The sequence below is a fragment of the Mycobacterium sp. SMC-18 genome, assembly GCF_045310895.1.
Classification (GTDB): domain Bacteria; phylum Actinomycetota; class Actinomycetes; order Mycobacteriales; family Mycobacteriaceae; genus Mycobacterium.
This window is the reverse complement of record NZ_JBJIAL010000001.1, coordinates 75,093-99,705: the sequence shown is the minus strand read 5'-3', so window position 1 is coordinate 99,705 and position 24,613 is coordinate 75,093. Positions and strand designations below refer to the sequence as shown.

Annotated in this window: 24 protein-coding genes; 11 read left to right on the top strand and 13 right to left on the bottom strand. The window is 68.4% G+C overall.

What is annotated here, in order from left to right; all coding sequences use genetic code 11:
* Nucleotides 1-29: 29 nt before the first annotated feature.
* From ACJH6J_RS00485 to yaaA, 3 genes are all read right to left on the bottom strand, one after another.
* The gene (locus ACJH6J_RS00485; protein ID WP_406803389.1) at nucleotides 30-1,463 is read right to left on the bottom strand and encodes an amidase; all 1,434 of its coding nucleotides are present in this window, start codon (nucleotides 1,461-1,463) and stop codon (nucleotides 30-32) included.
* Nucleotides 1,464-1,517: 54 nt separating this feature from the next.
* Nucleotides 1,518-2,495 (bottom strand): TerC family protein, encoded by a 978-nt coding sequence (locus tag ACJH6J_RS00480; RefSeq protein WP_212811346.1) that lies wholly within the window; start codon nucleotides 2,493-2,495, stop codon nucleotides 1,518-1,520.
* A gap of 165 nt (nucleotides 2,496-2,660) precedes the next feature.
* The gene (gene yaaA / locus ACJH6J_RS00475; protein ID WP_406803388.1) at nucleotides 2,661-3,407 is read right to left on the bottom strand and encodes a peroxide stress protein YaaA; all 747 of its coding nucleotides are present in this window, start codon (nucleotides 3,405-3,407) and stop codon (nucleotides 2,661-2,663) included.
* 181 nt (nucleotides 3,408-3,588) lie between these two features.
* Between yaaA and ACJH6J_RS00470 the strand changes: the two genes are divergently transcribed.
* Entirely contained in the window at nucleotides 3,589-3,810 is a 222-nt protein-coding gene (locus tag ACJH6J_RS00470) for a hypothetical protein (RefSeq protein ID WP_244872532.1), read from the top strand.
* Nucleotides 3,811-3,816: 6 nt separating this feature from the next.
* Here the strand turns inward: ACJH6J_RS00470 and ACJH6J_RS00465 are convergent, their stop codons facing one another.
* Nucleotides 3,817-4,968: an alkaline phosphatase family protein gene (locus tag ACJH6J_RS00465; protein WP_406803387.1), complete on the bottom strand. Its 1,152-nt coding sequence runs from the start codon at nucleotides 4,966-4,968 to the stop codon at nucleotides 3,817-3,819.
* A 139-nt stretch (nucleotides 4,969-5,107) separates the two neighbouring features.
* Nucleotides 5,108-5,404 (bottom strand): hypothetical protein, encoded by a 297-nt coding sequence (locus tag ACJH6J_RS00460; RefSeq protein ID WP_406784259.1) that lies wholly within the window; start codon nucleotides 5,402-5,404, stop codon nucleotides 5,108-5,110.
* Between the two features lie 205 nt (nucleotides 5,405-5,609).
* Here ACJH6J_RS00460 and ACJH6J_RS00455 point away from each other — a divergent pair, with 205 nt between their 5' ends.
* Complete coding sequence (locus tag ACJH6J_RS00455) at nucleotides 5,610-6,827, top strand: acyltransferase (RefSeq protein ID WP_318984984.1); 1,218 nt, start codon at nucleotides 5,610-5,612, stop codon at nucleotides 6,825-6,827.
* Nucleotides 6,828-6,866: 39 nt separating this feature from the next.
* Complete coding sequence (locus tag ACJH6J_RS00450) at nucleotides 6,867-7,553, top strand: Rv0518 family GDSL lipase (RefSeq protein ID WP_212811351.1); 687 nt, start codon at nucleotides 6,867-6,869, stop codon at nucleotides 7,551-7,553.
* Here ACJH6J_RS00450 and ACJH6J_RS00445 read toward each other — a convergent pair.
* Nucleotides 7,543-8,622 carry a GGDEF domain-containing protein gene (locus ACJH6J_RS00445; protein ID WP_212811352.1) on the bottom strand — a complete coding sequence of 360 codons (1,080 nt, stop codon included), beginning with the start codon at nucleotides 8,620-8,622 and terminating at the stop codon, nucleotides 7,543-7,545. The genes ACJH6J_RS00450 and ACJH6J_RS00445 overlap by 11 nt on opposite strands.
* A 351-nt stretch (nucleotides 8,623-8,973) precedes the next feature.
* Here ACJH6J_RS00445 and ACJH6J_RS00440 point away from each other — a divergent pair, with 351 nt between their 5' ends.
* The 4 genes from ACJH6J_RS00440 to ACJH6J_RS00425 all read left to right on the top strand — a co-directional run bounded on the left by ACJH6J_RS00440 (nucleotide 8,974) and on the right by ACJH6J_RS00425 (nucleotide 13,859).
* On the top strand, nucleotides 8,974-9,423 hold the full coding sequence (locus ACJH6J_RS00440) for a Fur family transcriptional regulator (protein WP_212811353.1): 450 nt from the start codon (nucleotides 8,974-8,976) through the stop codon (nucleotides 9,421-9,423).
* A 102-nt stretch (nucleotides 9,424-9,525) separates the two neighbouring features.
* Nucleotides 9,526-11,652, top strand: a complete 2,127-nt coding sequence (katG, locus tag ACJH6J_RS00435; RefSeq protein WP_406803386.1) for a catalase/peroxidase HPI — start codon at nucleotides 9,526-9,528, stop codon at nucleotides 11,650-11,652.
* 57 nt (nucleotides 11,653-11,709) lie between these two features.
* Nucleotides 11,710-12,603 (top strand): LysR family transcriptional regulator, encoded by an 894-nt coding sequence (locus tag ACJH6J_RS00430; protein WP_346416199.1) that lies wholly within the window; start codon nucleotides 11,710-11,712, stop codon nucleotides 12,601-12,603.
* A 56-nt stretch (nucleotides 12,604-12,659) separates the two neighbouring features.
* A complete protein-coding gene (locus tag ACJH6J_RS00425; protein WP_406803385.1) occupies nucleotides 12,660-13,859 on the top strand; it encodes an MFS transporter in 1,200 nt (399 codons plus the stop codon).
* On the opposite strand, the gene ACJH6J_RS00420 is transcribed toward ACJH6J_RS00425, so the two are convergent.
* On the bottom strand, nucleotides 13,856-14,518 hold the full coding sequence (locus ACJH6J_RS00420) for an MOSC domain-containing protein (RefSeq protein WP_406803384.1): 663 nt from the start codon (nucleotides 14,516-14,518) through the stop codon (nucleotides 13,856-13,858). The two genes, ACJH6J_RS00425 and ACJH6J_RS00420, sit on opposite strands and share 4 nt — an antisense overlap.
* Nucleotides 14,519-14,785: 267 nt before the next feature.
* On the opposite strand from ACJH6J_RS00420, the gene ripD reads away from it, so the two are divergent.
* Nucleotides 14,786-15,466, top strand: coding sequence for an NlpC/P60 family peptidoglycan-binding protein RipD (gene ripD / locus ACJH6J_RS00415; RefSeq protein WP_212811358.1), 681 nt, complete (start codon nucleotides 14,786-14,788; stop codon nucleotides 15,464-15,466).
* A gap of 78 nt (nucleotides 15,467-15,544) precedes the next feature.
* On the opposite strand, the gene ACJH6J_RS00410 is transcribed toward ripD, so the two are convergent.
* Complete coding sequence (locus tag ACJH6J_RS00410; protein ID WP_406774647.1) at nucleotides 15,545-16,504, bottom strand: type IV toxin-antitoxin system AbiEi family antitoxin domain-containing protein; 960 nt, start codon at nucleotides 16,502-16,504, stop codon at nucleotides 15,545-15,547.
* Between the two features lie 173 nt (nucleotides 16,505-16,677).
* Between ACJH6J_RS00410 and tpx the strand changes: the two genes are divergently transcribed.
* Nucleotides 16,678-17,172, top strand: a complete 495-nt coding sequence (tpx, locus tag ACJH6J_RS00405) for a thiol peroxidase (protein ID WP_212811359.1) — start codon at nucleotides 16,678-16,680, stop codon at nucleotides 17,170-17,172.
* Nucleotides 17,173-17,250: 78 nt separating this feature from the next.
* Nucleotides 17,251-18,597, top strand: a complete 1,347-nt coding sequence (locus tag ACJH6J_RS00400; protein ID WP_318984991.1) for a HAMP domain-containing sensor histidine kinase — start codon at nucleotides 17,251-17,253, stop codon at nucleotides 18,595-18,597.
* A 1-nt stretch (nucleotide 18,598) separates the two neighbouring features.
* Here ACJH6J_RS00400 and ACJH6J_RS00395 read toward each other — a convergent pair whose 3' ends face one another.
* On the bottom strand, nucleotides 18,599-18,868 hold the full coding sequence (locus ACJH6J_RS00395; protein ID WP_406803383.1) for a hypothetical protein: 270 nt from the start codon (nucleotides 18,866-18,868) through the stop codon (nucleotides 18,599-18,601).
* 146 nt (nucleotides 18,869-19,014) lie between these two features.
* Entirely contained in the window at nucleotides 19,015-19,305 is a 291-nt protein-coding gene (locus tag ACJH6J_RS00390) for a hypothetical protein (protein WP_406803382.1), read from the bottom strand.
* 195 nt (nucleotides 19,306-19,500) lie between these two features.
* Between ACJH6J_RS00390 and ACJH6J_RS00385 the strand changes: the two genes are divergently transcribed.
* Nucleotides 19,501-20,367, top strand: a complete 867-nt coding sequence (locus tag ACJH6J_RS00385; protein ID WP_406803381.1) for a hypothetical protein — start codon at nucleotides 19,501-19,503, stop codon at nucleotides 20,365-20,367.
* 20 nt (nucleotides 20,368-20,387) lie between these two features.
* Here ACJH6J_RS00385 and aceA read toward each other — a convergent pair whose 3' ends face one another.
* The 3 genes from aceA to ACJH6J_RS00370 form a co-directional block, all read right to left on the bottom strand.
* Complete coding sequence (gene aceA / locus ACJH6J_RS00380) at nucleotides 20,388-22,664, bottom strand: isocitrate lyase ICL2 (RefSeq protein ID WP_406803380.1); 2,277 nt, start codon at nucleotides 22,662-22,664, stop codon at nucleotides 20,388-20,390.
* Nucleotides 22,665-22,738: 74 nt separating this feature from the next.
* Nucleotides 22,739-23,134, bottom strand: a complete 396-nt coding sequence (locus ACJH6J_RS00375) for a tautomerase family protein (protein WP_406803379.1) — start codon at nucleotides 23,132-23,134, stop codon at nucleotides 22,739-22,741.
* 27 nt (nucleotides 23,135-23,161) lie between these two features.
* Nucleotides 23,162-24,541: a glutaminyl-peptide cyclotransferase gene (locus ACJH6J_RS00370; RefSeq protein ID WP_212811366.1), complete on the bottom strand. Its 1,380-nt coding sequence runs from the start codon at nucleotides 24,539-24,541 to the stop codon at nucleotides 23,162-23,164.
* Nucleotides 24,542-24,613 lie beyond the last annotated feature (72 nt).

Here is a 24,613-nt window from a genome sequence, read left to right as displayed (position 1 = left end):
CGAATTGTTGCACGCCGCGGTGGGCGGACTCAGGGGCGCGGGTAGCGGTCCGCCCAGGGCGCGGCCTGCTCCAGCTGCCGGGCCAGTTGCAGCAGGATGGTCTCGTCCGGCGCCATCAGCTGGACGCCGATGGGCAGTCCGTCCGCGGTGTGGCCCAGCGGCAGGGAAATGGCGGCCCAGCCCGTCACGTTGGCCAGCGACGTCCAGCCGGTGGTGGCGAATTCGACGTCGAAGAACTCGCGGGTGCCGGCGCGGGGCTGATCGAGCAGGCCGTACGGCGGCGGTCCGGACAGCAGCGTCGGCACCAGCAGGACGTCGTGGCCGGCCATCCCGGCGGCGAACCGCCGGGTCTGGGCGTGGACGGCCGCGATGGCTTCGGCGTAGGCCAGGCCGGTGGTGGCGAATCCCTCGCGGATCATCATCCAGGTGCTCGGTTCGAATTCGTCTTCGCGTGGGGGACGGCCCAGGTGCGCCGCGGCCAGTTCATGCAGTTGGACATTGCTGACCCGGTGCAGCACCGCGATGGCGTCGGCGACAGCGTCTGGATCGATGCTCGGCGCCGACGGCTCGACATGGTGGCCCAGGCCCGCCAGCAGCGCGCCGGTGGCCTCGACGGCGGCGGCGACCTGCGGGTCGGTGCCCGGCCCCGGGAACGGCGAATCCACCGCGATCGCGATGCGCTGCGCCGCCGGGGTCTGCGCGATGGCATCGAGGAACGGCTGGGCGGGTAGGGGAGCAGAGTACGGGTCGCCCGGTGCGCTGCCGGTGACGGCATCGAGCAGCGCCGCGCTATCGCGGACGGTGCGGGTGAGGGCGTGCTCGTTGACCAACCCCTCCAGCCCGTGCCCGGCGCCGGGCGCGAACGAGGTCCGGGCGCGGCGCGGTTTGAGGCCCACGACACCGCAGCATGACGCCGGCACCCGGATCGAGCCGGTGCCGTCGCCACCGGAGGCGGCGGGGACGATGCCGGCCGCGACGGCGGCGGCGGACCCGCCGCTCGAGCCGCCTGGGCTGACCTCCGGTGACCACGGATTGACCGTCGGCCCGAACAGGGACGGCTCGGTGGTGCAGTGGTTGCCCCATTCCGGGGTGTTGGTCTTGCCGAAGATCACCAGCCCGGCGTCCAGATACCGCTGCACGATCCAGGCGGTCTGGTCGGCGACATGGCTGCGCAGCGCCCGTGACCCCATGGCCTCCGGGGCGCCGGCCAGCGACGCCCCGAGGTCCTTGAGGAGGAACGGCACCCCGGCCAGCGGTCCGGCCGTCCCGGTGCGCAGCACGCCCGACTCATCGAGCCGGCGGGCCTGTTCGCGGCCGCGGTCGAACAGATCGGTGACCACGGCGTTGAGCCGGCGCGCCGATTCGAGCCGGGTGATCGCGGCCTCCAGCAGTTCGGCGCTGCTCACCGCGCCGCTGGCCACCAGTTGCGCCTGCCCGACGGCATCGTCCACGAGATCGGTCACCAGGGCATCCTGCTGGCGCGCAAGCGATCTGGCAACCGTGACCGGTTGCCGCGGTCAGGCGGCGCCGGCCTTGCTGTCGACGCGGGTCTTCCACAGGCTCGCCACCGTCGTCACGACGAGCGTGACGATGATGACCGCCAGCGACAGCAGCGTGGGAATCTGCGGCACGTGCACGGGCTCACCGCCGTTGATGAACGGCAGCGTGTTCTCGTGCAGCGCGTGCAGCACCAGCTTCACGCCGATGAACGCGAGGATGAAGGCCAGGCCCTGCGACAGGTAGACCAGCCGCTTGAGCATGTCGCCGAGCAGGAAGTACAGCTGGCGCAGACCCATCAGTGCGAACACGTTGGCGGTGAACACCAGGTACGGCTCCTGGGTGAGGCCGTAGATCGCCGGGATCGAGTCGAGCGCGAACAGCAGGTCGGTGGTCCCCAGCGCGATGATGACCAGGATCATCGGGGTCAGGACGCGCTTGCCGTTCACCACGGTGTGCAGCTTGCTGCCGTCCCACTGGTCCGACGCCTTGAGGTACTTGCGGGCGAACCGCACCATCGAGTTCTCGGCGTCGTCGTCGTGCTCGGTGTCGCGGGCCAGCTTGATCGCGGTGTACACCAGGAACGCGCCGAACAGGTAGAAGATCCACGAGAACTTCGAAATGGCTACGGCGCCAAGGGCAATGAAGATGCCACGGAAGATCAGCGCCAGGATGATGCCGATCAGCAGCACCTCCTGCTGCAGGATTCGCGGCACCTTGAAGCTGGCCATGATGATCAGGAAGATGAACAGGTTGTCGATCGAGAGGCTGTACTCGGTCAGCCAGCCCGCGAAGTACTCGATGCCGTATTGACCGCCGTGGAACTGCCATACCCAGATGCCGAAGGCGACGGCGAGGCCGATGTACAGCGCCAGGTATCCGGCGGTTTCCCGGGTGGTGGGTTCATGCGGGCGGCGGCCGATCACCACCACGTCGAAGAGAAGTACGGCGATTGTCACCCCGAGGGTGATGGACCATTCCAGCGTCGAAACATTCATATGAGGGTGTCTCCGGGCGTCAGTGAACGACCGAGGTCTCTACCACCGTCGCCCCGATTCAGGCGGCCGGCCCACAGCACCGGCTGCCCGACATTGGACAACGTGATGACGACACCGTGGCGAAGGAATACTCCCCTCACGAACCATTATCGCAGACCGTCGGCGTCACGCCGTGACCACCACCGTCAACTGCGCCCCGTCGCGTTCGACGCGCATCCCGGCACGACGGGCAACAGCGGCAACGGCGGCGGCGTCGGTCGGTTCGGCGCGGCTGCCGGCCAGCGCTCTGGCCAACCGGCCCTTGTGGGCCTTGTTGAAGTGGCTGACGACGGTGCGCCGCCCATCGGGGCGTTCGGTGTAGACGTCGACGGTCACCGCGCCGGGGATCTTGCCGAGGGCCTCGTATGAGCCGGAGCGCAGGTCGACGATGAGCTCCTGCTGTTGCAGCTGGGCCAGTACAGGTTCCAGGACCGGCTTCCACCGGCTGGCCAGTGTCCCGCCGGCGGGCAGTTTCGATGATGCCGACAGTCGGTACGCCGGAATCGGGTCGTCGGCGCGCAGCAGGCCGAAGAGTGCCGACCCGACGGCCAGCCGGGCGCGTGCCCGGGTTGCGGTGGCGCCGCGCAGTGAGCTGATGTCCAGGGCGTCGTACAGGACCCCGGTGTAGCGGTCGATGGCCGGCATCGTCGGGGCGCTGCGCAGTTCGGCGTTGCGCTGGATTTCGGCGTCCTGCGCGGCGGAGATGGCGAGGGCCTTGCGGCTGGCTTCGGGGTCGGCAGCGAGGGTGACGAGTTCGTCGATCAGCGCTGCGCGCAGCGGCGTGAGTTCCGGCACACCGAGCGTGCCGAGCTGCAGGGGCGGTCCGTCGCCACCTGGGCGCTTGGTCTCCGAGGGCGGCAGCAGCACGATCACGGCGAAGACGGTAGCCGACGCCCGTTGGTACGACACGTACCATCTACCTGTCAATCAGGGGTGTTTGCTTTGCCGCTGTGGTCACGGTGGCCTAAAGTTCGGTACCTACTGACGTCGGGGCAGAGGTCGGTGGGCCGAGGTTCCGTACCTGCGGTGTTTACCAGGGAATGCTGGGGTGGTTATGGGTAGGAACGCCAAGTTCGCCGTTGACATGCGGGTTCGCGTCAACCGTGGCGACGCCAAAGACGTGCGTGGTGTGATCGTGGAGGACTACGGCGATCATGCGGGCTATTCGGTCGATGTCGGCGACGACCATATTGTCGACGCGGCGCGCCGCTGGGCCGTCCTGCTGGACAGTGGCACCCTCGTTTTCGCCGACGACGCACATCTGAAGCCCGAATAGTCCCGGCTAACCGGAAGCGATGAGCAGCGGAACCAGCTGCTCGGCATCTGTCCACGATCCGTGCTGCCCGATGAGGGCAGATTCAAGAGGCTCGACCGTCCGACGTACCAATCCGGCGTTGTCCCGGGCCGCTGCCACGACATCGCCGATGCGGCTGCGCGCCGCGTCACCGACCCGCGCGCCGAACCACCCCTCGGCGATGGCCTGCTCCTTGGTGCGCACCCAGGCATTCGCGCCCAACGTTTCTCGCCACGCGTCGGCGACCGCGTCCGCCGCGCCCTCGGCGACATAGACGTGCCGCGCCCGGGCCTCACCGGCGACGGCGACGACGCCGTCCAACAGCTCGGGACGCGCATCGATGTCGACGACGTCGGCGTCGTCGAGGTTGACCATGCCGTGGTCGGCGACGACGGCCAGCAGCCCGCCGGCCGGCAGGGCCTCGACGATCGATTCGACCAGCCGGTCCACCTGCCGCAGCTGCATCCGCCAGGCCGTCGAGCCGGCGCCGTACAGATGGCCGAGCATGTCCAGATCGGCGTGGTAGCCGTAGCAGAAGCCGCCGTCGGCGACGGCCTGCTGCACGCGGGCCGCGAGGTCGCCGAGTCGATGTACCCCGACGTACTGTCCGCCGCGGAGCACCGCGCGGGTCAGCCCCGAATCGGTGAATTCGGCGCCCGAGATGACGCTCACCGCGACACCGGCGGCCGACGCCTGGCCGAACGTGGTCGGCAGCGGCTGCACGTCCTCGGGCACCAGCGCGTCGCGCAGGTCCGCGCCGAAGGGATGCGGCGTCCAGCGCAGCGCGTTGACGACGCCGTGGTCGGGAATCCGGAACGAGTAGCCGACCATGCCGTGTTCGCCGGAGCGCCGTCCGGTTCCCACCGCCGCCAGCCCCGCAGCGGTGGTGGCGGGGTAGCCGACGCGCAGGTTCCGGCCGCGAAGCCCGGCCAGTACCGGAGCGTCGGCTGCGTAGGTGTCGAGGAGCTGGGCACCGAGGCCGTCGATCAGCAGCACGCACGCGCCACGAACACCGCCGGGCAGGTCGATGGGCCGGTGCACACCGTCGAGTTGGGCCCCGGGGACACCCATCGCGGCCAGCACGGCCGGTACCACGTCGGCCAGATGCGGCGCGTCGGCTCGCGGGCTCGGCAGATCCATGGCCGCGAGCTTAGGGATTTCCCGGGTGAAGTAAATCCAATTACCGCGCCGCGGACCCCATTGGCGCCGCGAGTAAATTCCTATTCAGCACCGTGAATAGGGAAAACGCAATTATCTCGCGACGCGAGCAAATGCGTTGTCAGCCGCCCCAGCCGCGGGTGCCGTCCCAGCCGCCACAGATGCCGTTGAAGCAGCCGTGTCCGAAGCCGCCGGTGACGGGGTTCCAGCCACCGCAGCCCCGCCAGTTCGCGCCGTCGCCGCAGCCACCGCCGCCACCCTGGCCATCGGGTCCGCCGTAGCCGTTGTCGGCAACCACGGTCCGATCCGTGCCGATGCTCCCGGAGAGGGTCATCGCCGCGGCCGGAGCGGCAACTATCGCTGCTGTGGCGGCCACCGCGGCGACCGCCGATGTCGTGAATTTCCGCCTAATTAGCATGTCTACAGAATGCTCCTGAGCGGCCGGATATTCCAGCCTCCCGCACTCCTCGATTCGATTCTGTGAGCAGAGTTACTACCGGACACGCCTTTCTGTGGGGAAATGCATTTCGGCCCGGAATCACGCGGTCGGGAGTGTCATCCAAGAAAAGTCACAGGTTTCCCATCAGGACCCGGGTCTTCGCCGCTGTTACCCTTTTCCCGTCATGAGTGTGGTGCCGAGCGGTGAAATCAAGGCACTGTCCGGCCTGCGCATCGTTGCGGCAGTGTGGGTGGTGCTGTTCCATTTCCGTCCGCTGTTGAAGCAGGCGTCACCGCCCCTGAGCGACGCCCTCGCCCCGATCCTCGACTGCGGCGCGCAGGGCGTCGATCTGTTCTTCATCCTCAGCGGATTCGTCCTCACCTGGAACTACCTCGAGCGCATGGGGCCGGCGTGGTCGACACGGGCGACGCTGCATTTCCTGTGGCTCCGCCTGGCCCGGGTCTGGCCCGTCTACCTGGTCACCATGCATCTCGCCGTGGCCTGGATCATCTTCACGCTCAACGTCGGCGACTTCCCGTCGCCGGAGGCGGCCACCCTCACCGGCCCCAACTACCTGCGTCAGCTGTTCCTGGTCCAGCTGTGGGTGGTGCCGTACTTCGACAACTCCAGCTGGGACGGCCCGGCCTGGTCGATCAGCGCGGAATGGCTGGCGTACCTGCTGTTCGGGTTGCTGGTCATCGTGCTGTTCCGGGTGGCCCGGGTGAGCCGCGCGCGGACCCTGCTGTGGCTCGCGTTCGCCGTGACGCTGCCGCCGCTGCTGTTCCTGGCCGCCACGGGCGAGTTCTACACGCCGTGGAGCTGGCTGCCGCGCATCGTCCTGCAGTTCACCGCGGGTGCCCTGGCGTGTGCCGCCGTCCGCAAGCTGAACCTGACCGACCGGGGCCGCACGGTCGCGGGGGTGCTGTCGGTGGTGCTGCTGGCCGTCATCGTGGGCCTCGTGTATTGGTTCGACGCACATCCGATCCCGACCATCCGTGACGACTTCGGCCTCGTCGACGTCTTCTTCCTGCCGTTGGTGGTGGCCCTTTCGGTCGGCACCGGCACCCTGCCCGCATTGTTGTCGACCCGCGTCATGGTCTACGGCGGCAAGGTGTCGTTCGGCCTGTACATGGTCCACGAACTCGTGCATCAGGGCTGGAACTGGGCCGCGGCGCAGTACCGCATCGAGATGTTGCCGAGTTGGGGCACCAAGTTCATCGTGCTGGCGCTGCTGGCCGGCTCGTTCGCCGGTGCCGTGCTGCTGTTCCACTACGTCGAAGAGCCGGCGCGGCACTGGATGCGGCGCATGGTCGGGCCGGCAGATGGCTCGAAAGCTGTTGTAACACAACGTAAACTCCAGGCGATATCTGACGACGAAGAGCCCGCCGAACGCGCAGGCTGACCGCACTACGCCGTAGTACCGACTCATCATGGGAGACCCGTGCGCCATCTGACCACCTTGTTGCTGACCGCTGCGCTGTGTGCGGTGTCCGTGGTGAGCGCGCCCGGTCCGGCACACGCGTACCGGAACGTGCGCCCGGGGATGCCCGAACGCGTCGCGGTGATCAGCGACTCGTACACCAACGGCACCAACTTCGGCGGCCAGGGCCCCCGGAGCTGGACGGCGCAGGCGGGTCGCAACCTCGATGCCTGGGGTGCCCCGATCACGGCCGACGTCGCCGCCGAGGGCCGGGCCGGTTACGTCGTGCGCGGCGACCACGGCAGCATCTTCCTGGACCTGACCAGGCGCGCCGTGCGGCCGGACGACGCCCTCGTGGTGTTCTTCGGCTCCCGTAATGACCAGGGCGCCGACCTCGTGCAGCTGTCGGGGATGGCGCACGACGCCTTCGCCCAGGCGCGGGCGACGGCGCCCGGTGCCAAGCTGCTGGTGATCGGGCCGCCCTGGCCGACGGCCGACGTACCGCCGGCGGTGCTGCAGATCCGCGACGTGCTCGGCATGCAGGCCGGGATGGCCGGTGCCACGTTCGTCGACCCGATCGCCGAGCGGTGGTTCGTCGACCGTCCGGACCTCATCGCGCCCGACGGCGTCCACCCGACCGACGCCGGACACGACTACCTGGCAGGCCTCATCGCACCGCGGATTCGCGCCGAGCTGCCTACTCGTTGATCGGCAGGTCGTCCCGCACGTCGTAGCGGACGTCGTTGCCGCCGTCCTCGCGGGCGCGTTCCATGGCTTCGGCGGCTGCCGCCAGCAGGGCGTCGATGACGATCTCGGGCGGGTGCACCGTCAGCGGCGCCAGCGGGGTGCACACCACGCCGATGCTCGCGGTCACCCGGGACGGCGTCGACTTCATGGCGCCCTGCACGCGGTCGATCAGCGGCGAGGCGTCGGGACTGGTGAAGGTGTCCGCGACGATGAAGTCGCTGTCGGAGATGTGCGCGGCGATGGCGTTGCGGCGCACCGTTTCCCGCAGGGCCTGGCTGACGTCGATACGGGCCCGGTTGGCGCGCCGCTGGCCGGACATCGAGGACAGCAGCGGAAAGCTGTCGATGCTGACGACCGCGAGCACCATGTGACGGTCGTCCTGCCGGTTGCGGGCGGCGAGCAGGTTCGCGGCGCGCGAGTACAGCCCGTCGGTGTTGAGCAGCCCGGTCAGCGGTTCGATCTCGCTGTGGTGGATGTCGGTCGAGCTGAGCCCGATCGCGACGCGGCACGTGAAGAACACGAAGACGTTGAGCAGCGCGATGATCAGGACGGCGCACGCCGCCAGCGCGGGGTCTTCGGACCCGACCCGGACGCCCAGGTATCCCAGCGTGAGCCCGCCGAGCACCCAGGGACCGGCGAGCACGCTGGGGCGGTGCAGGAAGGCCACATAACCGCTGGAGAAGATGAACGCGCTGGTGGCCAGCAGCCCGAGCATCGGGTCCGTCATGATCAGGCAGGCCGCGCTCATCGGGATCGCGCCGAGCGTCACCGAGATCGCCGAGAACCGCTGCGAGGGCCAGGAATGGCGCAGCCAGACGGCGCCGACGCCGAGCGCACAGGCGCCGACCGCGATGGCGATCGCCTGGCGTACCGGGCCATGGGGGCCCGCGGGGCTGAGCATCAGCACCACGGGAACCATGCCGAGCACCGCGTTGAGCGCGGCGATCACCCGGCAGGTTCGGGTCTGCAGGCCGCGGACGGCGAGCAGCGAGGTGAGCCAGTAATAGTGATTCTGTCCGGCAGCGGTCATGCGGGTACCCGGTGGTCTCCCGCGTCAGCCGGCCGGCGAACCGGGTGGCCTGTCACGCTGCGTCGCATATGCAGCAGATTAACAATCGCGCCGCGCGGATTCGGCGGCCGTCGGCAAACTCTGTGCATACGTTCAGCCTCGGATGCTGAATCGCCCCGCGAACTGAACGCGGCGATTCGCCGGTTCGGGCGAATTCCCTGCGGGCGCGCGGCGGGTCGCCTAAAGTGTCTGCGGAACAACGGCTTTGACCTCTGCGAATGGCATCGTCGCCGGTTTCCCTCAGTGAATTCGCGTGACACACATCACGCCAAAGTCTTGACTCAGTCCAAAAAAGCGCGTAGAAGTGAACACGTGACGACCGACTACACGGAGCAGCTGCGTTCCGCAGATCTCCGTGTGACACGGCCCCGCCTCGCAGTCCTGGAGGTGGTGGCGGGACGTCCGCATGCCGACACCGAAAGTGTCTTCGACGCGGTCCGCGCGATCCTGCCCGACGTCTCCCGTCAGGCGGTCTACGACGTGCTGGCCGCACTCACCACCGCGGGGCTCATCCGTCGCATCCAGCCTTCGGGTTCGGTGGCCCGGTACGAGACCCGCGTCGGCGACAACCACCACCACGTCGTGTGCCGTTCGTGCGGCGCCATCGCCGACATCGACTGCGCCACCGGCGAAGCGCCCTGCCTGACCCCGTCGGACACCCACGGCGTGCTCGACGGTTTCGTCGTCGACGAGGCCGAGGTCATCTACTGGGGTGTGTGCCCCGACTGCGCGGCAGCCACAACTTCACGATCACATCCGTGATCGCAACACAATTCACCACCCTCGAAAGGAAGTGCAGTGCCTGAGGAAACTCACCCTCCGATCGGAGAAGCACAGACCGAGCCTGCCGAAAGCGGTTGCCCGATGCGCATCAAGCCGCCTGTCGAGGGTGGTAGCAACCGGGACTGGTGGCCCAACGCCGTCAACCTCAAGATTTTGCAGAAGAACCCGCCGGCCATCGATCCCACGGACGAGGATTACGACTACCGCGAGGCCGTCAAGAACCTCGACTTCGAGGCCTTCCAACGCGACTTCGACGAGCTGCTGACCAACTCGCAGGAATGGTGGCCCGCCGACTTCGGCCACTACGGTCCGCTGTTCGTCCGCATGTCGTGGCACGCCGCCGGCACCTACCGCGTCGAGGACGGCCGCGGCGGCGGCGGCCGGGGCATGCAGCGCTTCGCCCCGCTCAACAGCTGGCCCGACAACGTCAGCCTGGACAAGGCCCGTCGTCTGCTGTGGCCGCTGAAGAAGAAGTACGGCAAGAACATCTCCTGGTCGGACCTCATCGTCTACGCGGGCAACCGCGCCATGGAGCACATGGGCTTCAAGACCGCCGGTTTCGCTTTCGGTCGCCCGGATTACTGGGAGCCCGAGGAGGACATCTACTGGGGTTCCGAGCACGAGTGGCTGGGTTCGCAGGACCGCTACGCCGGCACCGACCGCACCAAGCTGGAGAACCCGCTGGCCGCCAGCCACATGGGTCTGATCTACGTCAATCCCGAAGGCCCCGAAGGCAATCCGGATTACCTGGCCGCGGCCATCGACATCCGTGAGACCTTCGGCCGGATGGCGATGAACGACATCGAGACCGCCGCCCTCATCGTCGGTGGCCACACCTTCGGCAAGACCCACGGTGCCACCGACATCGAGAACGGCGTGGAGCCCGAGGCCGCCCCGCTGGAGCAGATGGGCCTGGGCTGGGCCAACCCCGGCGTCGGCAACGAGGCCGTCAGCAGCGGTCTCGAGGTGACCTGGACCCACACCCCGACCAAGTGGGACAACTCGTTCCTGGAGATCCTTTACAGCAACGAGTGGGAGCTGACCAAGAGCCCGCAGGGTGCCAACCAGTGGAAGCCCAAGGACGGCGGCTGGGCCAACTCGGTGCCGATGGCACAGGGCACCGGCAAGACCCACCCGTCGATGCTGACCACCGACCTGTCGATGCGCTTCGACCCGATCTACGGCGAGATCACCCGCCGCTGGCTCGACCACCCGGAGGAGCTGGCCGAGGAGTTCGCCAAGGCGTGGTTCAAGCTGTTGCACCGCGACATGGGTCCGGTGGTGCGCTACCTCGGCCCGCTGGTGCCGAAGCAGACGTGGCTGTGGCAGGACATCGTGCCGGCCGGCAAGACGCTGTCCGAGGCCGACGTCGCCTCGCTCAAGACCGCCATCGCCGAGTCGGGCCTGTCGGTGCAGCAGCTGGTCAACACCGCGTGGAAGGCGGCGGCCTCGTTCCGCTCCAGCGACATGCGCGGTGGCGCCAACGGTGGCCGCATCCGGCTGCAGCCGCAGCTCGGCTGGGAGGTCAACGAGCCTGACGAACTGGCTCAGGTGATCCGCAAGCTCGAGGACATCCAGCAGGCGTCGCCGACCGGTGTGTCGTTCGCCGACCTGGTGGTCCTCGGCGGTGTCGTCGGCCTCGAAAAGGCCATCAAGGACGCCGGTTTCGACGTCGCGGTGCCGTTCACCTCGGGTCGCGGCGACGCCAGCCAGGATCAGACCGACGTCGAGTCGTTCGCCTACCTGGAGCCGAAGGGCGACGGTTTCCGGAACTTCGTCGGCAAGGGCGACACCCTGCCGTCCGAGTACCGGCTGATCGACCGCGCCAACCTGCTGGGGCTGACGGCGCCGGAGCTGACCGTGCTCATCGGTGGTCTGCGCGCGCTGGGTGCCAACCACGGCGGTTCGGACCTCGGTGTGCTGACGGCCGACAAGGGCAAGCTGACGAACGACTTCTTCGTCAACCTGCTCGACATGTCCACCAAGTGGGCCCCGTCGCCGGCCGATGACGGCACCTACGTTGGCACCGACCGCAGCAGCGGCGCGCCGAAGTGGACCGCCAGCCGGGTCGACCTGCTGTTCGGCTCGAACTCGCAGCTGCGGGCACTGGCCGAGGTCTACGCGGAGGACGACAACAAGGAGAAGTTCGTCAAGGACTTCGTCGCGGCGTGGACCAAGGTGATGAACGCCGACCGGTTCGACATCTAGTCGGAACCCGACTCAGTACCCCGTGGGCCCTCGGGCGCACGGGGTACTGTGCTTTTCGTGCTCCTCGATGAACTCCGCTGGTTCGTCGTCCTGGCCGAGACCGAGCACGTCACCGCTGCCGCCGCCGAATTGGGTGTCGCACAGCCGACGCTGTCGCGGGCCCTGGCCCGGCTGGAAAACGAAGTGGGCACACCGCTTTTCGACCGCACCGGCCGGCGGCTGCGCCTGAACGGGTACGGGCGGATCATGCTCGAACATGCGCGCCGCGGCATTGCCGAGATGGATGCGGCACAGAGCCGGATCGCGGCGTTGCTGGATCCGGACAGCGGCCTGGTCCGGTTGGCTTTTCTGCATTCGACCGCGAATTGGTTTGTGCCGGAGGTGCTTCGGCAGTTCCGAGTACGGGCTCCGGCGGTGCGCTTCGAGCTGTTCCAGGGCGCGGCGCACGACATCGCGGAGCGGCTGCGCACCGGGCAGGCCGACGTCGCGATCACGTCCCCGCGGCCGACGCAGGTGCCGTGCGTCTGGCGGGTTCTGTATGTCGAACGGTTGTGCCTGGCGGTGCCCGCCGACCACCGGCTGGTGGGCCGCGCCCGCGTACGCCTGAGCGAGGTGGCCGACGAGACCTTCATCGCGCTCGGGGCGGATTTCGGGCTGCGCCAGCTGACGGATCAGGTGTGGGCCGAGAGCGGCATCACGCCGGAAATCGCGTTCGAAGCCATGGAGATTCCGACGATGGAAGGTTTGGTCGCGGCGGGATTCGGCGTCGCCGTGGTGCCGGTACCGCGGCCCGGCCGGGGTGATCCCTCGGTGATCTACATCCCATTGTCCGACACCAGGGTCAAGCGCGAGATCGGCATGGCGTGGGTCAAGGGTCGCGAATTGTCGCCTGCTGCAGCGCGATTCGCCGACCTGGTCAGCACCACCGCATCTGATGCACAAAACGTATGAAACAACTCAAACTAATGTATTGGACACATGAACGGGGCGGTTCCTAACCTGCGTTCGTGACTGTTGAAGCGCCCGTCTGGACCGGCCATGTGCGCGGTTCCACGGACTACCGCAGGCTGCTCGGCGCGCTGTTCTGCGCCGGCGTGGCGACGTTCGCGCAGCTGTATTCGCCGCAGGCGGTCCTGCCGCTGATCGCCCGCAGCCTGAACACCGGTGCCGCGGCCTCGGCGCTCATGGTGTCGGCGTCGACGATCGGTCTGGCGCTGGGGGTGATCGGCTGGTCGACCCTGGCCGACCGCATCGGCCGGGTGCGCGCGATGTCCTACTCGGTTTGTGTGGCAACGGGTTTGGCGCTGCTGGTGCCGTTCGCGCCGACATTCCAGCTGTTGCTGGCCGGACGATTCGCCGAAGGCCTGGCACTCGGGGGAGTGCCGGCCATCGCGGTGGCCTACCTGACCGAGGAGATCGAAGCCGGCCATGCCGCACGGGCCGCGGGTACCTACGTCGCCGGCACCACCATCGGCGGATTGCTCGGCCGGCTGGTGGCCGCCCCGGTGGCCGAGTTCACCGACTGGCGGTGGGCCATGTTCGTCGTCGGATTGCTCTGCAGCGCAGCAGCTGTCGGCTTCATGCGACTGGCCCCCCAACCTCGGGGATTCATCCCGGCCGATGAGGAGACCGAGGGTTCCCTGGCGCACCGATTGGCGGCCAACCTGCGCAACCCCAGGCAACTGGTGCTGTATCTGCAGGGCTTCCTGCTCATGGGCGGGTTCGTCGCGATGTACAACTTCCTCGGCTTCCGGCTGAGCGCGGCGCCGTTCGGCCTTCCGCAGACCGTCGTCAGCCTGGTGTTCGTGGCCTATCTGGCGGGTACCTGGGCGTCGGCGTGGGCCGGGGCCGCGGCCAGCCGGTACGGCCGGCGCCCGGTGCTGCTGGGCAGCGTCGCGGTGATGGGGCTGGGTGTGGTGATCACCCTGAGCCACAACGTGATCGCGGTCCTCGCCGGCCTGCTGGTCGCCACCGCGGGGTTCTTCGGCGCGCATGCCACCGCCTCGGGTTGGACCGGCCAGCTGGCCACCGTGGGCAAGGCGCAGGCCGGCTCGCTGTACAACCTGGCGTACTACGCGGGTTCGAGCGTCATCGGCTGGGTCGGCGGGATCGCCTTCGATACCGCCGGGTGGTCGGCGGTCGCCGCCGTCATCGTGGGGCTGCAGGTCGTCGCCGGACTCGCGGCGGCCGTCGTGCTGCGCGATTAGTGCTGGCTCGCCCGCTGGTGGACGCGGTCCTTGATGGCCTCCGGCAACGCGTCGGCCGGAAGCAGCCGCGGCAGTAGCTCCGGTTCGAGGGTCAGGGCGCGGAACACCATCGCGACAGTGACGTCGTGCGGCGGACGCGAGACCACCGTGATCGATGCACCGGCCCGCAGCACCCCGGGCGTCACGACGCGCAGGTAGGCGCCGGGCAGGGCCTGGGCGGTGAAAGTCTTGACCCAGCCCCGGATTTCGAGCCACTCGGCGAAGGTGCGGCACGGGATGCGGGGCCGGCTCACTTCCAGGAGCGGGCCGCCGTCGCCGATGTGCCAGCGTTCGCCGATGACGGCGCCGTTCACCTCGAGCCCCGCGGTGGTGAGGTTCTCGCCGAACGAGCCGTTGGCCAGCTCGCGGTCGAGGCGGACCTGCCAGTCGTCGAGGTCTTCACGGGCGTAGGCGTACACCGCCTGGTCGTCACCGCCGTGGAACTGCTGGTCGCCGATGGTGTCGCCGACCAGACCGCTGCCGAGACCGCCGTGCATGGGGCCGGGGGCGCGAACGGGCACCGGCTCGGACGTCGGGCGCTTGTCGATTCCGGTGCTCAGCTGATCCTTGTCGGGGCTCGGTCGGGGGACCGCCAGATTCACCGTCAGGATCGCTGCCATGGCGCAAGCCTAGAGGTGCCGTCCGGCTCCTTCGACCGGGAGTGGCCCGGGTCACCGGCAGCGGTGAAATCGACCGCCGTGGATCACCTTTCGATCACATTTTCGATAAAGATCGCGCGCTGACCTGCATTTATGTGGGATAAGGCGCGCGCGTGGGGTAAAAGTGACGTTAGTGAAATTTGTGACGAGAGGGACCACCGGGGCCACGACCCCTGCGTAGACCACGCAGCGTCGTGTGCCGGTGGCGCACGACGAGAGGTGGCCGAGATGCGGCGGATCATTGTGACGGTGGCGAGCGCGGCACTGCTGGCGGCGCCCATGGCGGTGGCGGCTCCGCTGGTGTCGGCGCCCCTCGCGTCGGCCGACACCACCTGGACCGGTGGTACCCACCGACAGGCCATCGACTTCGTCATCCAGCGCGCGCTGTCGCAGCGCGGGGTGCCGTTCGTCTACGGCGGTGGCAACGCCAACGGCCCCAGCCTGCCGCCGGCCAGCGTCACGACCGCGGCTGCGCCGGTGGCTCAGCCGGCTCCTCAGGTCGGCCTGCAACCGATGGGTGTCGCGCAGCCGGCGGCGGCGCCGCAGACCAACACGCTCATCCCGGGCCTGTCGGGTCTGTTCGGCCAATCGCCGACCGCGAGCGCCATCACGCCGGCGCCGACCACGCCGGGCTTCGATGCGTCCGGCCTCGTTCAGTACGCGTTCGCCGGCGTCGGCATCAAACTGCCGCGGTCGTCGGGTGAGCAGTACAAGGTGGGCCGGAAGATCACCGCGGACCAGGCCCTGCCGGGCGACCTGCTGTTCTACGGCCCGGCCGGCTCGCAGAGCGTCGCCCTGTTCGTGGGCAACGGCCAGATGATCGAGGGCACCGAGCCCTCCGTCACTGTGGGCCCGGTGCGCACCAACGGCATGGACCCGTACCTGAGCCGCATCATCGAGTGGCAGTAGCGGCTGCGACCACCGACAGCGCCTCGGATCGCAGTCACCTGCTGACTGTGATCCGAGGCGTAAGCGCACGGATTCGGGTCAAGCGGCGATATCGGCGGCGGGATATCCGCACCCGGGTCCGCACGGATGACCACGCACGGGGATCCCACGCCGACGCAGCACCTGTGCGATCTTCGTTGCGGTCTGACATGGCCGGTCGAATACCTGCTGATAACTGAGTCGGACCGTCCACCGGCCGTCGACCGCGGCATCCAGATCGCGTTCGATGTCGTTGTTCCGGGCGGTCGCCGAGTCGTGGAACAGCCTGCCGTCGAGCTCTACCACCAGCCGTTTCCCGTACTCGACGTCGCGGTATCGAACACCAGACGACGACGAAGACCTGTTCTGACGACTGCCTCGGGGTAACCCGTGCGCCCGCTCCACGCGATCGAGGTAGCGCTGTTCGAGGACCGAACACGTGCCTTCTGAGATGTCGAGCAGAATCGCCCGCAGCCAGCGTCGGCGAGGCACGCGCCGTCGGCTCTCGAGTACTGCCAGCAGTCGCTGTGCTGTGGTCCGTCGGGACTGGCAGGCGTCCGCCAGGATGGCGATCGCATCGAATTCTGCGGCCCGGCAGGCGACATCCAGTGCGGCCTCCTCGTAGCGCAGCCGCGGTGGTCCCACGTGCCACAGCACCCGCTGGTCCAAGTGGGCAACGTGATGGATGCGAACACCGTCGGGCTCGACCAGCGCGGTCCGGTTCCGCTCAACCGCGACGTGGACGACCGGGCTTTCGTGCTGCATCGCCGACTCCAGACACAGCGCCGCCGGCGCGGCGTAAAGCACTGCAGCCCAGGCGCGTTGCTGCCAACTCGGCGATCCGGTGTGGTCGACGTACACGCCGTCGTGCATACGAGCCCATTCGTTGCGCCGCAGCATGCGCCGGATGTAGGCGTCGTGCCTGCCGGCGTCGAGCACCTGCCGCCGCGAAATGACACCCGCCTGACGGCCGAGAACCGCGGCGATCTCCGCGTCGGCGGCTCGGCCCTTGTCATCCACGTCGTCGATCTTCGCGGCAGTGTGCGGGCCGGCACCAGACCCCGCGTTGCCCGGCTGTGGATAACCGTCTACGCCTCGGATCTCAGCCACATGTTGACTGCGATCCGAGGCGTAGCGGGCACAGCAGCACCCCAGCGCTGCGCGCGTGACGCAGTCTTGACAGACTGTCGGGTATGGCACAGATAACCCTGCGTGGAAACCCCATCAACACCGTCGGCGAGCTGCCCGCTGTCGGGTCCGCGGCCCCGGCGTTCGCCCTGACCGGCGCTGACCTGGCTCCGGTGACCAACGACCAGTTCAGCGGTAAGTCCGTGGTGTTCAACATCTTTCCGTCGGTCGACACCCCGGTGTGTGCCACCAGCGTGCGGACGTTCAACGAGCGGGCGGCCGCCGACGGCGCCACCGTCGTGAACGTGTCCAAGGACCTGCCGTTCGCCCAGAAGCGTTTCTGCGGTGCCGAGGGCATCGAGAACGTCACCACCGCGTCGGCGTTCCGGGACAGCTTCGGTGAGGACTACGGCGTCACCATCGCCGACGGCCCGATGGCCGGCCTGCTCGCCCGCGCCATCGTGGTGATCGGCGCCGACGGCAATGTCGTGTACACCGAACTGGTGCCCGAGATCGCCCAGGAACCGGACTACGACGCGGCGCTGGCCGCCGCCAAGTAACACCAGCTCTTCGACGGACGGGGTGTGTGCCAGGGGCACGCGCCCCGTCCGCTTTTTCGTATCGGGCATGATGACTTGGTGCAGCTGCGATTACCGATACCGGCTTTGTCGTTGCGAGCCATCGTCGTCGTCGCGGCGTTGTCGGTGGTCGCGACGGTGCTGATCATCGGAACCTGGGTGTGGATCGGCGTCACCAACGACCAGTACAGCCAGCTCGATCGGCGGCTGGACTCGCTGAGCAGCCTGCCCGACGTCAACACCCTGCTGAGCATCGCCCGGCAGACGCCCACCGGCACGCCGCAATCCGAGGGCTCACTGGTGCAGACCGTCCGCATCGGCGCCGCCACGGTCTCGATGCCGCCGGAGATCGTGCTGCCGCAGTTCGAGGCCGGGTATGCCAACACCACGATCAACGGCGTCGAGTACCGCGTCCGCACCGTCACCACCGGTTCGGCGTCGATCGCGCTCGGCGCACCGCTGGCCGAGGCCCAGCGGCAGATCCGCAACCTGCACATCCGCATCCTGGCCATCTGTAGCGGCGTCATCCTCGGCACGTTCGTGGTCGGCGGCTCGATGTGGTTCGTGATGATCAACCCGTTCCGCAAGCTCGCTCAGCAGGCCCGGCAGATCAACTCCCAGTCCAAGCCCGAAGAGGTCCACGTGCGGGGCGTCTCGGAAGCCGTGGAGATCGCCGAGGCGGTCGAGGGCATGTTGGCCCGCATCGGCGAGGAACAGGCACGCACCAAGGCCGCACTGGAGTCGGCCCGCGACTTCGCCTCGGTGGCATCGCACGAACTGCGCACCCCGCTGACCGCGATGCGCACCAACCTCGAGGTACTGTCCACGCTCGATCTCGAGGCGGAGCAGCGTGCCGAGGTGATCGGCGACGTCATGCGCACACAGAGCCGGATCGAGGCGACGCTGACGGCGCTGGAACGGCTCGCCCAGGGCGAGCTCACCACGGCCGACGATCTCGTGCCCGTCGACATCACCGAGCTGCTCGACCGGGCCGCCCACGACGCGGTACGGGTCTATCCCGACCTCAACGTCGCCCTCGTACCGTCCCCGACGGTGCTGATGCTGGGCCTGCCCGTCGGGCTCCGGCTGGTTGTCGACAACGCGATCGCCAACGCCGTCAAACACGGTGGTGCGACCCGGGTGCAGCTGTCGGCCGTCAGCTCGCACGACGGCGTGCAGATCGCCATCGACGACAATGGCACCGGCGTACCGGAACACGAACGTGACGCGGTGTTCCACCGGTTCGCGCGCGGGTCCACCGCGTCACATTCGGGTTCGGGTCTCGGTCTGGCACTGGTTGCCCAGCAGGCCGAACTGCATGGTGGCACAGCGTCTTTGACGCAGAGTCCGCTCGGCGGCGCGAGGCTCCTGCTGGAGCTGCCCGCGCCGCGTCCGCAAGCGGGCTGAGCTAGATGCAGGCGCCGAAGATGCAGAATCCGCCGTCAGGCTCCCAGCCGCCGTTCCACGTGCCCGGCGGGTTCCAGCCCCAGGCCGGCGGGGGCGGCGGACCCCAGCCGGGTCCGGGTCCCGGGCCGTTCCAGCCCGGGCCGTGACCCCAGCGCGCCGGGACCGGCGCCATGCCGGTATCCGCACTCGCGGTACCCGCACCCAGCCCGACGGCTCCGGCGACAACGCCGCTCGCGACAGCCAAACCAACAATGAATTTTATCGATTTCATGATCTACTCCATTCCTCGACTCAATCGATTGCTGCAACCACGTTGCGGCGCTCGCTGTTTCTCGGTCTGTAGTCATTCTCGTTAGTCAAGCTATGTATGGCCTGTGCCCGCCTTAGGCGGTGGCTTTCGGTTTCCGGGTGCCCTGCTCAGATGCAGGCGCCGAACAGGCACACCCCGCCATCCGGTTCCCAGCCTCCGTTCCAGGTGCCCGGCGGGTTTCCGGGCGGCGGCGGTCCCCAAGCAGGTGGTGGCGGCGGTCCCCATGCCGGTGGCGGCGGGCCCCAGTGGTGGTCCGGCGGCGGTGGTCCCCAGCCGGGTCCGGGTGGGGGCGGCGGTGGACCCCAGTCGGCGCTCGCGACGCCGGTGCCCAGCGTCACCAGGCCGGCGCCGAGGCTGCCGGCGATCGCCAGGCCGGCAATCATCTTGGTGTGTTTCATGATCGATCGTCTCCGTTCGTGGCGGACTGTCCGACCATGGAACGGCAGCAGGTTGTGGATCAGCTGTGCCTGACGTAAGTGGTAGGTCTCGGTTTGGCGCCGTGCGGCCGGCGCAGGAAGGCGACCGCCCGGGCCCGCTTCCTACAATTGGCCGATGTCCGCCAATTCTCGGTTCGCCGGAGCCGGAGCCGCACCATGCTGATCGGCATCCTCGCCGCCCTCGTTGCCTGCTTCAGCTACGGCACGGCGTCGGTGCTGCAGTCCCGCGCGGCCCGTCGCGACGGCGAAGCTGCCGACACCGCACCGACGTTCCGGTCGACAGTGACGGCGATCCTGGCGCCGCTGTTCCTCGCCGGCATGCTGCTGGACGGGCTGGGCTTCCTCGGCAGCCTGGTGTCGGCGCGGCTGATCCCACTGTTCCTGTCGCAGACCATCATGAGTGCCAACCTCGCGGTGACCGCCGTCCTGAGCGTGCTGGTGCTCGGGGTGCGCCTGCGCCCGCGGGACTGGGCCGCGATCGCGACAGTCCTTGTGGCACTGTGCATTCTGGGCTTCAGCGCCGGTGAACTCGGCACCGAGGTACCGGGCCGGCACATGCACTGGAGCGTGCTGGCGGCATCGGCGCTCATCTTCGTCTTCGGGGTGGTGCTCGTTCGGGTGCTCGGCAAGAAGGCCGCGGTGCCGGCCGGGCTGATCGCCGGCATCCTGTACGGCGCCATGGCGGTCGCGGTCCGGATCACCCACGGGCTCGACCCGTTCGAATGGCATGCGTTGCTCTCCGACCCGGCGGCGTGGGCGGTGGTGGTCGCCGGCGGCGGTGGCTTCTACCTGTTCACCGTCGCACTGCAGATCGGTTCGGTGAACGGCGTGGCCGCCGCTCTCGTCATGGGGGAGACGGTGATTCCCGGTGTGGTCGGCGTCCTGCTGCTGGACGATGTGGCGAAGCCGGGACTCGGATGGCTGGTCGGGGTCGCTTTCGCCACCGCGGTCGCCGGGGCGGTCGCGATCGCGGTTTTCGGTGCGGCAGAAGAGGAACCGGCGGTCGCCACGGCTCAGGCGTGAAACCGTGGCGACCCGACCGGCTAGTCCTCCTTGCGGATCAAGCGGCCGAGGGCCTCGCGGTCCGGCGCCAGCAGTTCGTCGATCCGCGCCTTGTTGACATCGGCGACGATGATCTCGCCGACCTCCTGATAGACGTTGCTGAACAGGCCGTGCGACTTCATCTTCTCGGTCTGGTAGATGTTGTCCTCCGTCGGCGTCACGTAGTAGACGATCTCCGACTTGAACCGGTGGATCAGCCACACGTGGATCAGATCCATCAGGCGCTTCTGCCGCAGCTTCTCGGCGAAGGTGTTCTGGTCGCGCACCGTGAGGATGTTGCGGCCGTAGCGGTCCTTGATCGGGTCGACGACGACGTTGGCCAGCGGCTCGTCGCCGCTGCCGTAGATGCCGAGATCCAGGACGTCGGAACCGGCGCGGCGGGGCCGCAGTTGTACGTGCAGCTGCTCGCCGATCTGGTAGTGATCGCTCCACATGGCCAGCCACTCTTCGAGGAGCTTCTTGGGCACCTCGGTCTGGACCAGGTGCTGGTGTTGCGTGGAGCCGGCACCCATCGCCTTGGTGGTCGCGGTCCGCCCCGACGACGCGGCCAGCGCGGCATCGCTGCGCGGACCGCCCACGAGCGTTTGCGGTGTGCGGTAGGGAGATTCGACGAGCCGCATCTTGCGTTGCAGGCGCGCCAGGGCCAGCATGCCCTCCTGCCGCAGGGCTGTCGCGAACTCCTCGCACGCCACACCGTCCACCTGGTGGCCGCCGTAGGTGATGAAGTTGAAGACGAACCCCATCTTGCCGAGTTCCTCTGGGAACGCCCGCATCTCGTCATCGGTCATGCCGGTGGTGTCCCAGTTGAACGACGGCGACAGGTTGTACGCCAGCATCTGGTCCGGGAATTCGGCGTGGATGGCCTCCGCGAACTCGCGGGCGTCGGCCAGGTCCGCGGTTTTCGTCTCCATCCACAGAATGTCCGCGAACGGCGCAGCCGCAAGGGATTTCGCGATCGCGTACGGGATGCCGCCGCGCACCTGGTAGTAGCCCTCGGGGGTCTTGGCGAGCTCACAGTCCCACGCCACGTCGGCGCCCAGCTCACGGGCCTTCTCCCGCGCCGCATACAGCGACGCGCGGGCCGCGAACTTGCGCCACTCCTCGGGGCTCACCGTGGTGGCCTCACCCTCCTTGGCCCGGAACTGCAGCACTTCGGCCACGGCTTCGCAGTAGGTGTTCAGGCCCGAATCCGCCTGCCACGCCTCGACGAACTTCGACTCGACCTCGTCGAACACCGCGTCGACCGACTGCCCGGAATTCTGGTCCCAGGCCGCGGCCGCCTCGTCGATGAGGCCCGCGATGCCGTGGCTGTCCAGCCAAGCGTCGGCGGCCGCGTACTGGCCCTCGGGCAACGCGTACAGCAGGTGCCCGCGCAGGTCGGTGACGCCCTTGTCGTGGAAGCGGCGCACCATCGCCAGGAAACAGGATTTGTAGGACGGGATGTTGAGGTTGGTGGCGCCCAGCAGGAACGGCTGGTCACGCTCGTCGGCTGCGCTGTCGATGAGGTTCGCGGCCTCGGCGTCGGTGCGCGCGACGATGATTCCCGGCACGCCCATCATGTCCAGCTGGAAGCGCGCGGTGTTGAGGCGCTTGAGTTGTTCATCCGACGGCACCAGCACCTTGCCACCCTGGTGGCCGCATTTCTTGGTACCGGGCCGCTGGTCCTCGATGTGGTAGCCAGGCACTCCCGACTCGACAAAACGGCGAATCAGGTTGCGTACGTGGGCATCTCCACCGTGACCGGTGTCGGCGTCGGCGATGATGAACGGCCGGTAGTCGATCGCGGGGGTCGCTGCGCGCTGTTCCTCGGTCATCTGCAGGCGCAGGTACTGCTGGTTGCGGTCCGCGGTCAGCAGCGCACGCACCAGCCCGGCGGCCTCGTCGGGCACCTGGCTCAGCGGGTAGCTGGCCAGGTCGGGCCCGGGGTCCTCGCTGATGGAGCCCTTGGCCGAGGTGGCCCAGCCACCGAGGTAGATGCCTTCGATGCCGATCCGCTTCATCACCACCGCCTGGCCGGGGGAGTACGGCCCGAACGTGGTGATGCTCTTCTTCTGCGCGAACAGTTCGCGCAGCCGCGGATAGAACGCTTCGGCGGCCTGCCGGGCCACCGGATAGTCCGACGGGATGGTGCCGCGTTGTTCGACGACCTGACGCGCGGTGTAGAGCCGCGTGATGCCGTCGAAACGCGGGCTGTCGAAATACTCCTGCACGTCGGCGACGTTCTGCTCGAACGACGTCGCCACTGCTTCGAGAGTCATGGACTGCTCCTTGCTGAGCTGGTTTCCGATGAGCTCTCCGAGCCTATCGCCGCGGGGCTGCCGTGAATACGCGATCAGACATTCACATCGAAGCCGAGGTTGACGTCGCAGGCGGCCTGTCCGCCGCGGACGCCCCAGTTCTCGAGCGCACTCTCGCGCAGCAGCATCGTGATGTGGTCGGCGGGGATGTCGAAGGCGCCGAGGCGGCCCGTGATCTCGCGGTACAGCGCGCGCTTGGCGTCCACCGACCGGCCGGCGAAACAGTCGACGGTCACCAGTGTGTACCGCTCGGGATGCCTGAGATGCGGCGCGTGCGAAAACCGGTGCGGCTCATGGACCAGGAGCCGGACGTGCTTGTCGCCGACCGGGATCTGGAACGCGGCGACCAGTGCCGCGTGGACGGCATCGATGAGGGCGACCTCGTCGGGATGGCTGTACTGACGTCGGACCTCGATCAGTGAACTCGGCATGGCGCTGATCGTCACATCCGGCAGTCGTCAGCGCACCTGAATTTCCGCCGGTGTCGCCGGTTCGAACCGCACCCGGTAGACCGCCGGCCAGTACTTGCCCGTGACCAGGAACTGCCCATTGCCGCCGGCGCCGCCGAGATGCGCGATGCCGTTGAGGACGCCGATGTCGCCCTGCCAGGCGGCGTCGCGCAGACCGGTGGCATAGACGACGGCGGTGACGACGCCCGTGTTGGCGTCGACCTCGATGATCTGGTCGGTCGGGAACACGTTGGCCCAGATCCGGTTTCCGGCGCAGTCGAGGCTGTTGAGCCCGGTGACCTGAATTCCGTTGTAGGTCACGGCGAGGGTGCCTGTTTCCCGCATGTCGTCGAGACGGTGGAAGCGCAGCACCGCGGATCCGTCGCTGCGGATCAGCCGGTCACCCGTGCGGCACAGGCCCCAGCCCTGACCGTCGAGCGGGACCTCGCGCAGCATCGTCAGCGTGGCCTTGTCCCATTCGATGGCGACGCCGTTCTCGTACGTCAGCTGCCACAGGTGCGGGCCGGCATCGGCGATGCCCTCGCCGAAATAGGCCGGCGGCAGCGGGACCGCGCGCCGCAGCTGTCCGGTGTCGGCGTCGAGTTCGCGCAGCTCGGACTTTCCTTCGAGGCCCGTGCTCTCGTACAGCGTCGGTCCGTCGACGAACATGCCCTCGGTGAACGCGACGGGGTCGTGGTCGAACCGTTCGAGCACGACGGGGCGGAGCCGGGCGACCTGATCGGCTGCGGCGGTGGGGATTCCGGCCACCACGACCAGCAGCGTGCCGACGGCCGTCAGTGTCACGGCGGTGATCGCGGCGGTGTGTTCCTGCACCCAGTGGCGCATCCGCTCCAGGCCCTTCTCGGCGTACCGCGCGGCCACCAGGTGCGCCAGGATCGGTGCGGCGGTGGTGGAGCCGGCCAGTACGACGAAAAAGCCGACGGCACCGGCCTTTTCGACGGGCGCGGTCAGCAGCGCGTCGATGGCCACGCCGCCGGCGACGCACGCCAGGATGAACTTCGGGTTCGCGACGGCGAAGACCACCCCGGTGACGCCGGTGACCAGTGGCGACGCGGACTGCAGCCGCGTCAGCCAGCCCGTCGCCTGCGCGTAGTGCGCGCGCCGCAGCCACGTGACGACACCGAGCACGATCAGCGCGATGCCGATGCCGAGCTGCAACCGCGAACTGGTCGCGGCGGCGTGCGACCGGCCGACGGGCGATACCAGCACCACCGTGCTGATGACGGCCGCCATCCCGGCGAGCCACCCGCCCAGGTAGGTCAGGCCGGTGCTGCGGGGCCGGTCCGAGTACAGCAGGAGCAGCACCGGCGGCAGGACCGCCATGGGGGACAGCGCCACGATGAGCGCGTCGGGGATCAACCACGTCACACGAGCCATCTTGCCTGCGCGCAGCCTGCCCGCCGCTGACGCGCGTCCGGTGATCGGGCAGGCTGGTGTCCA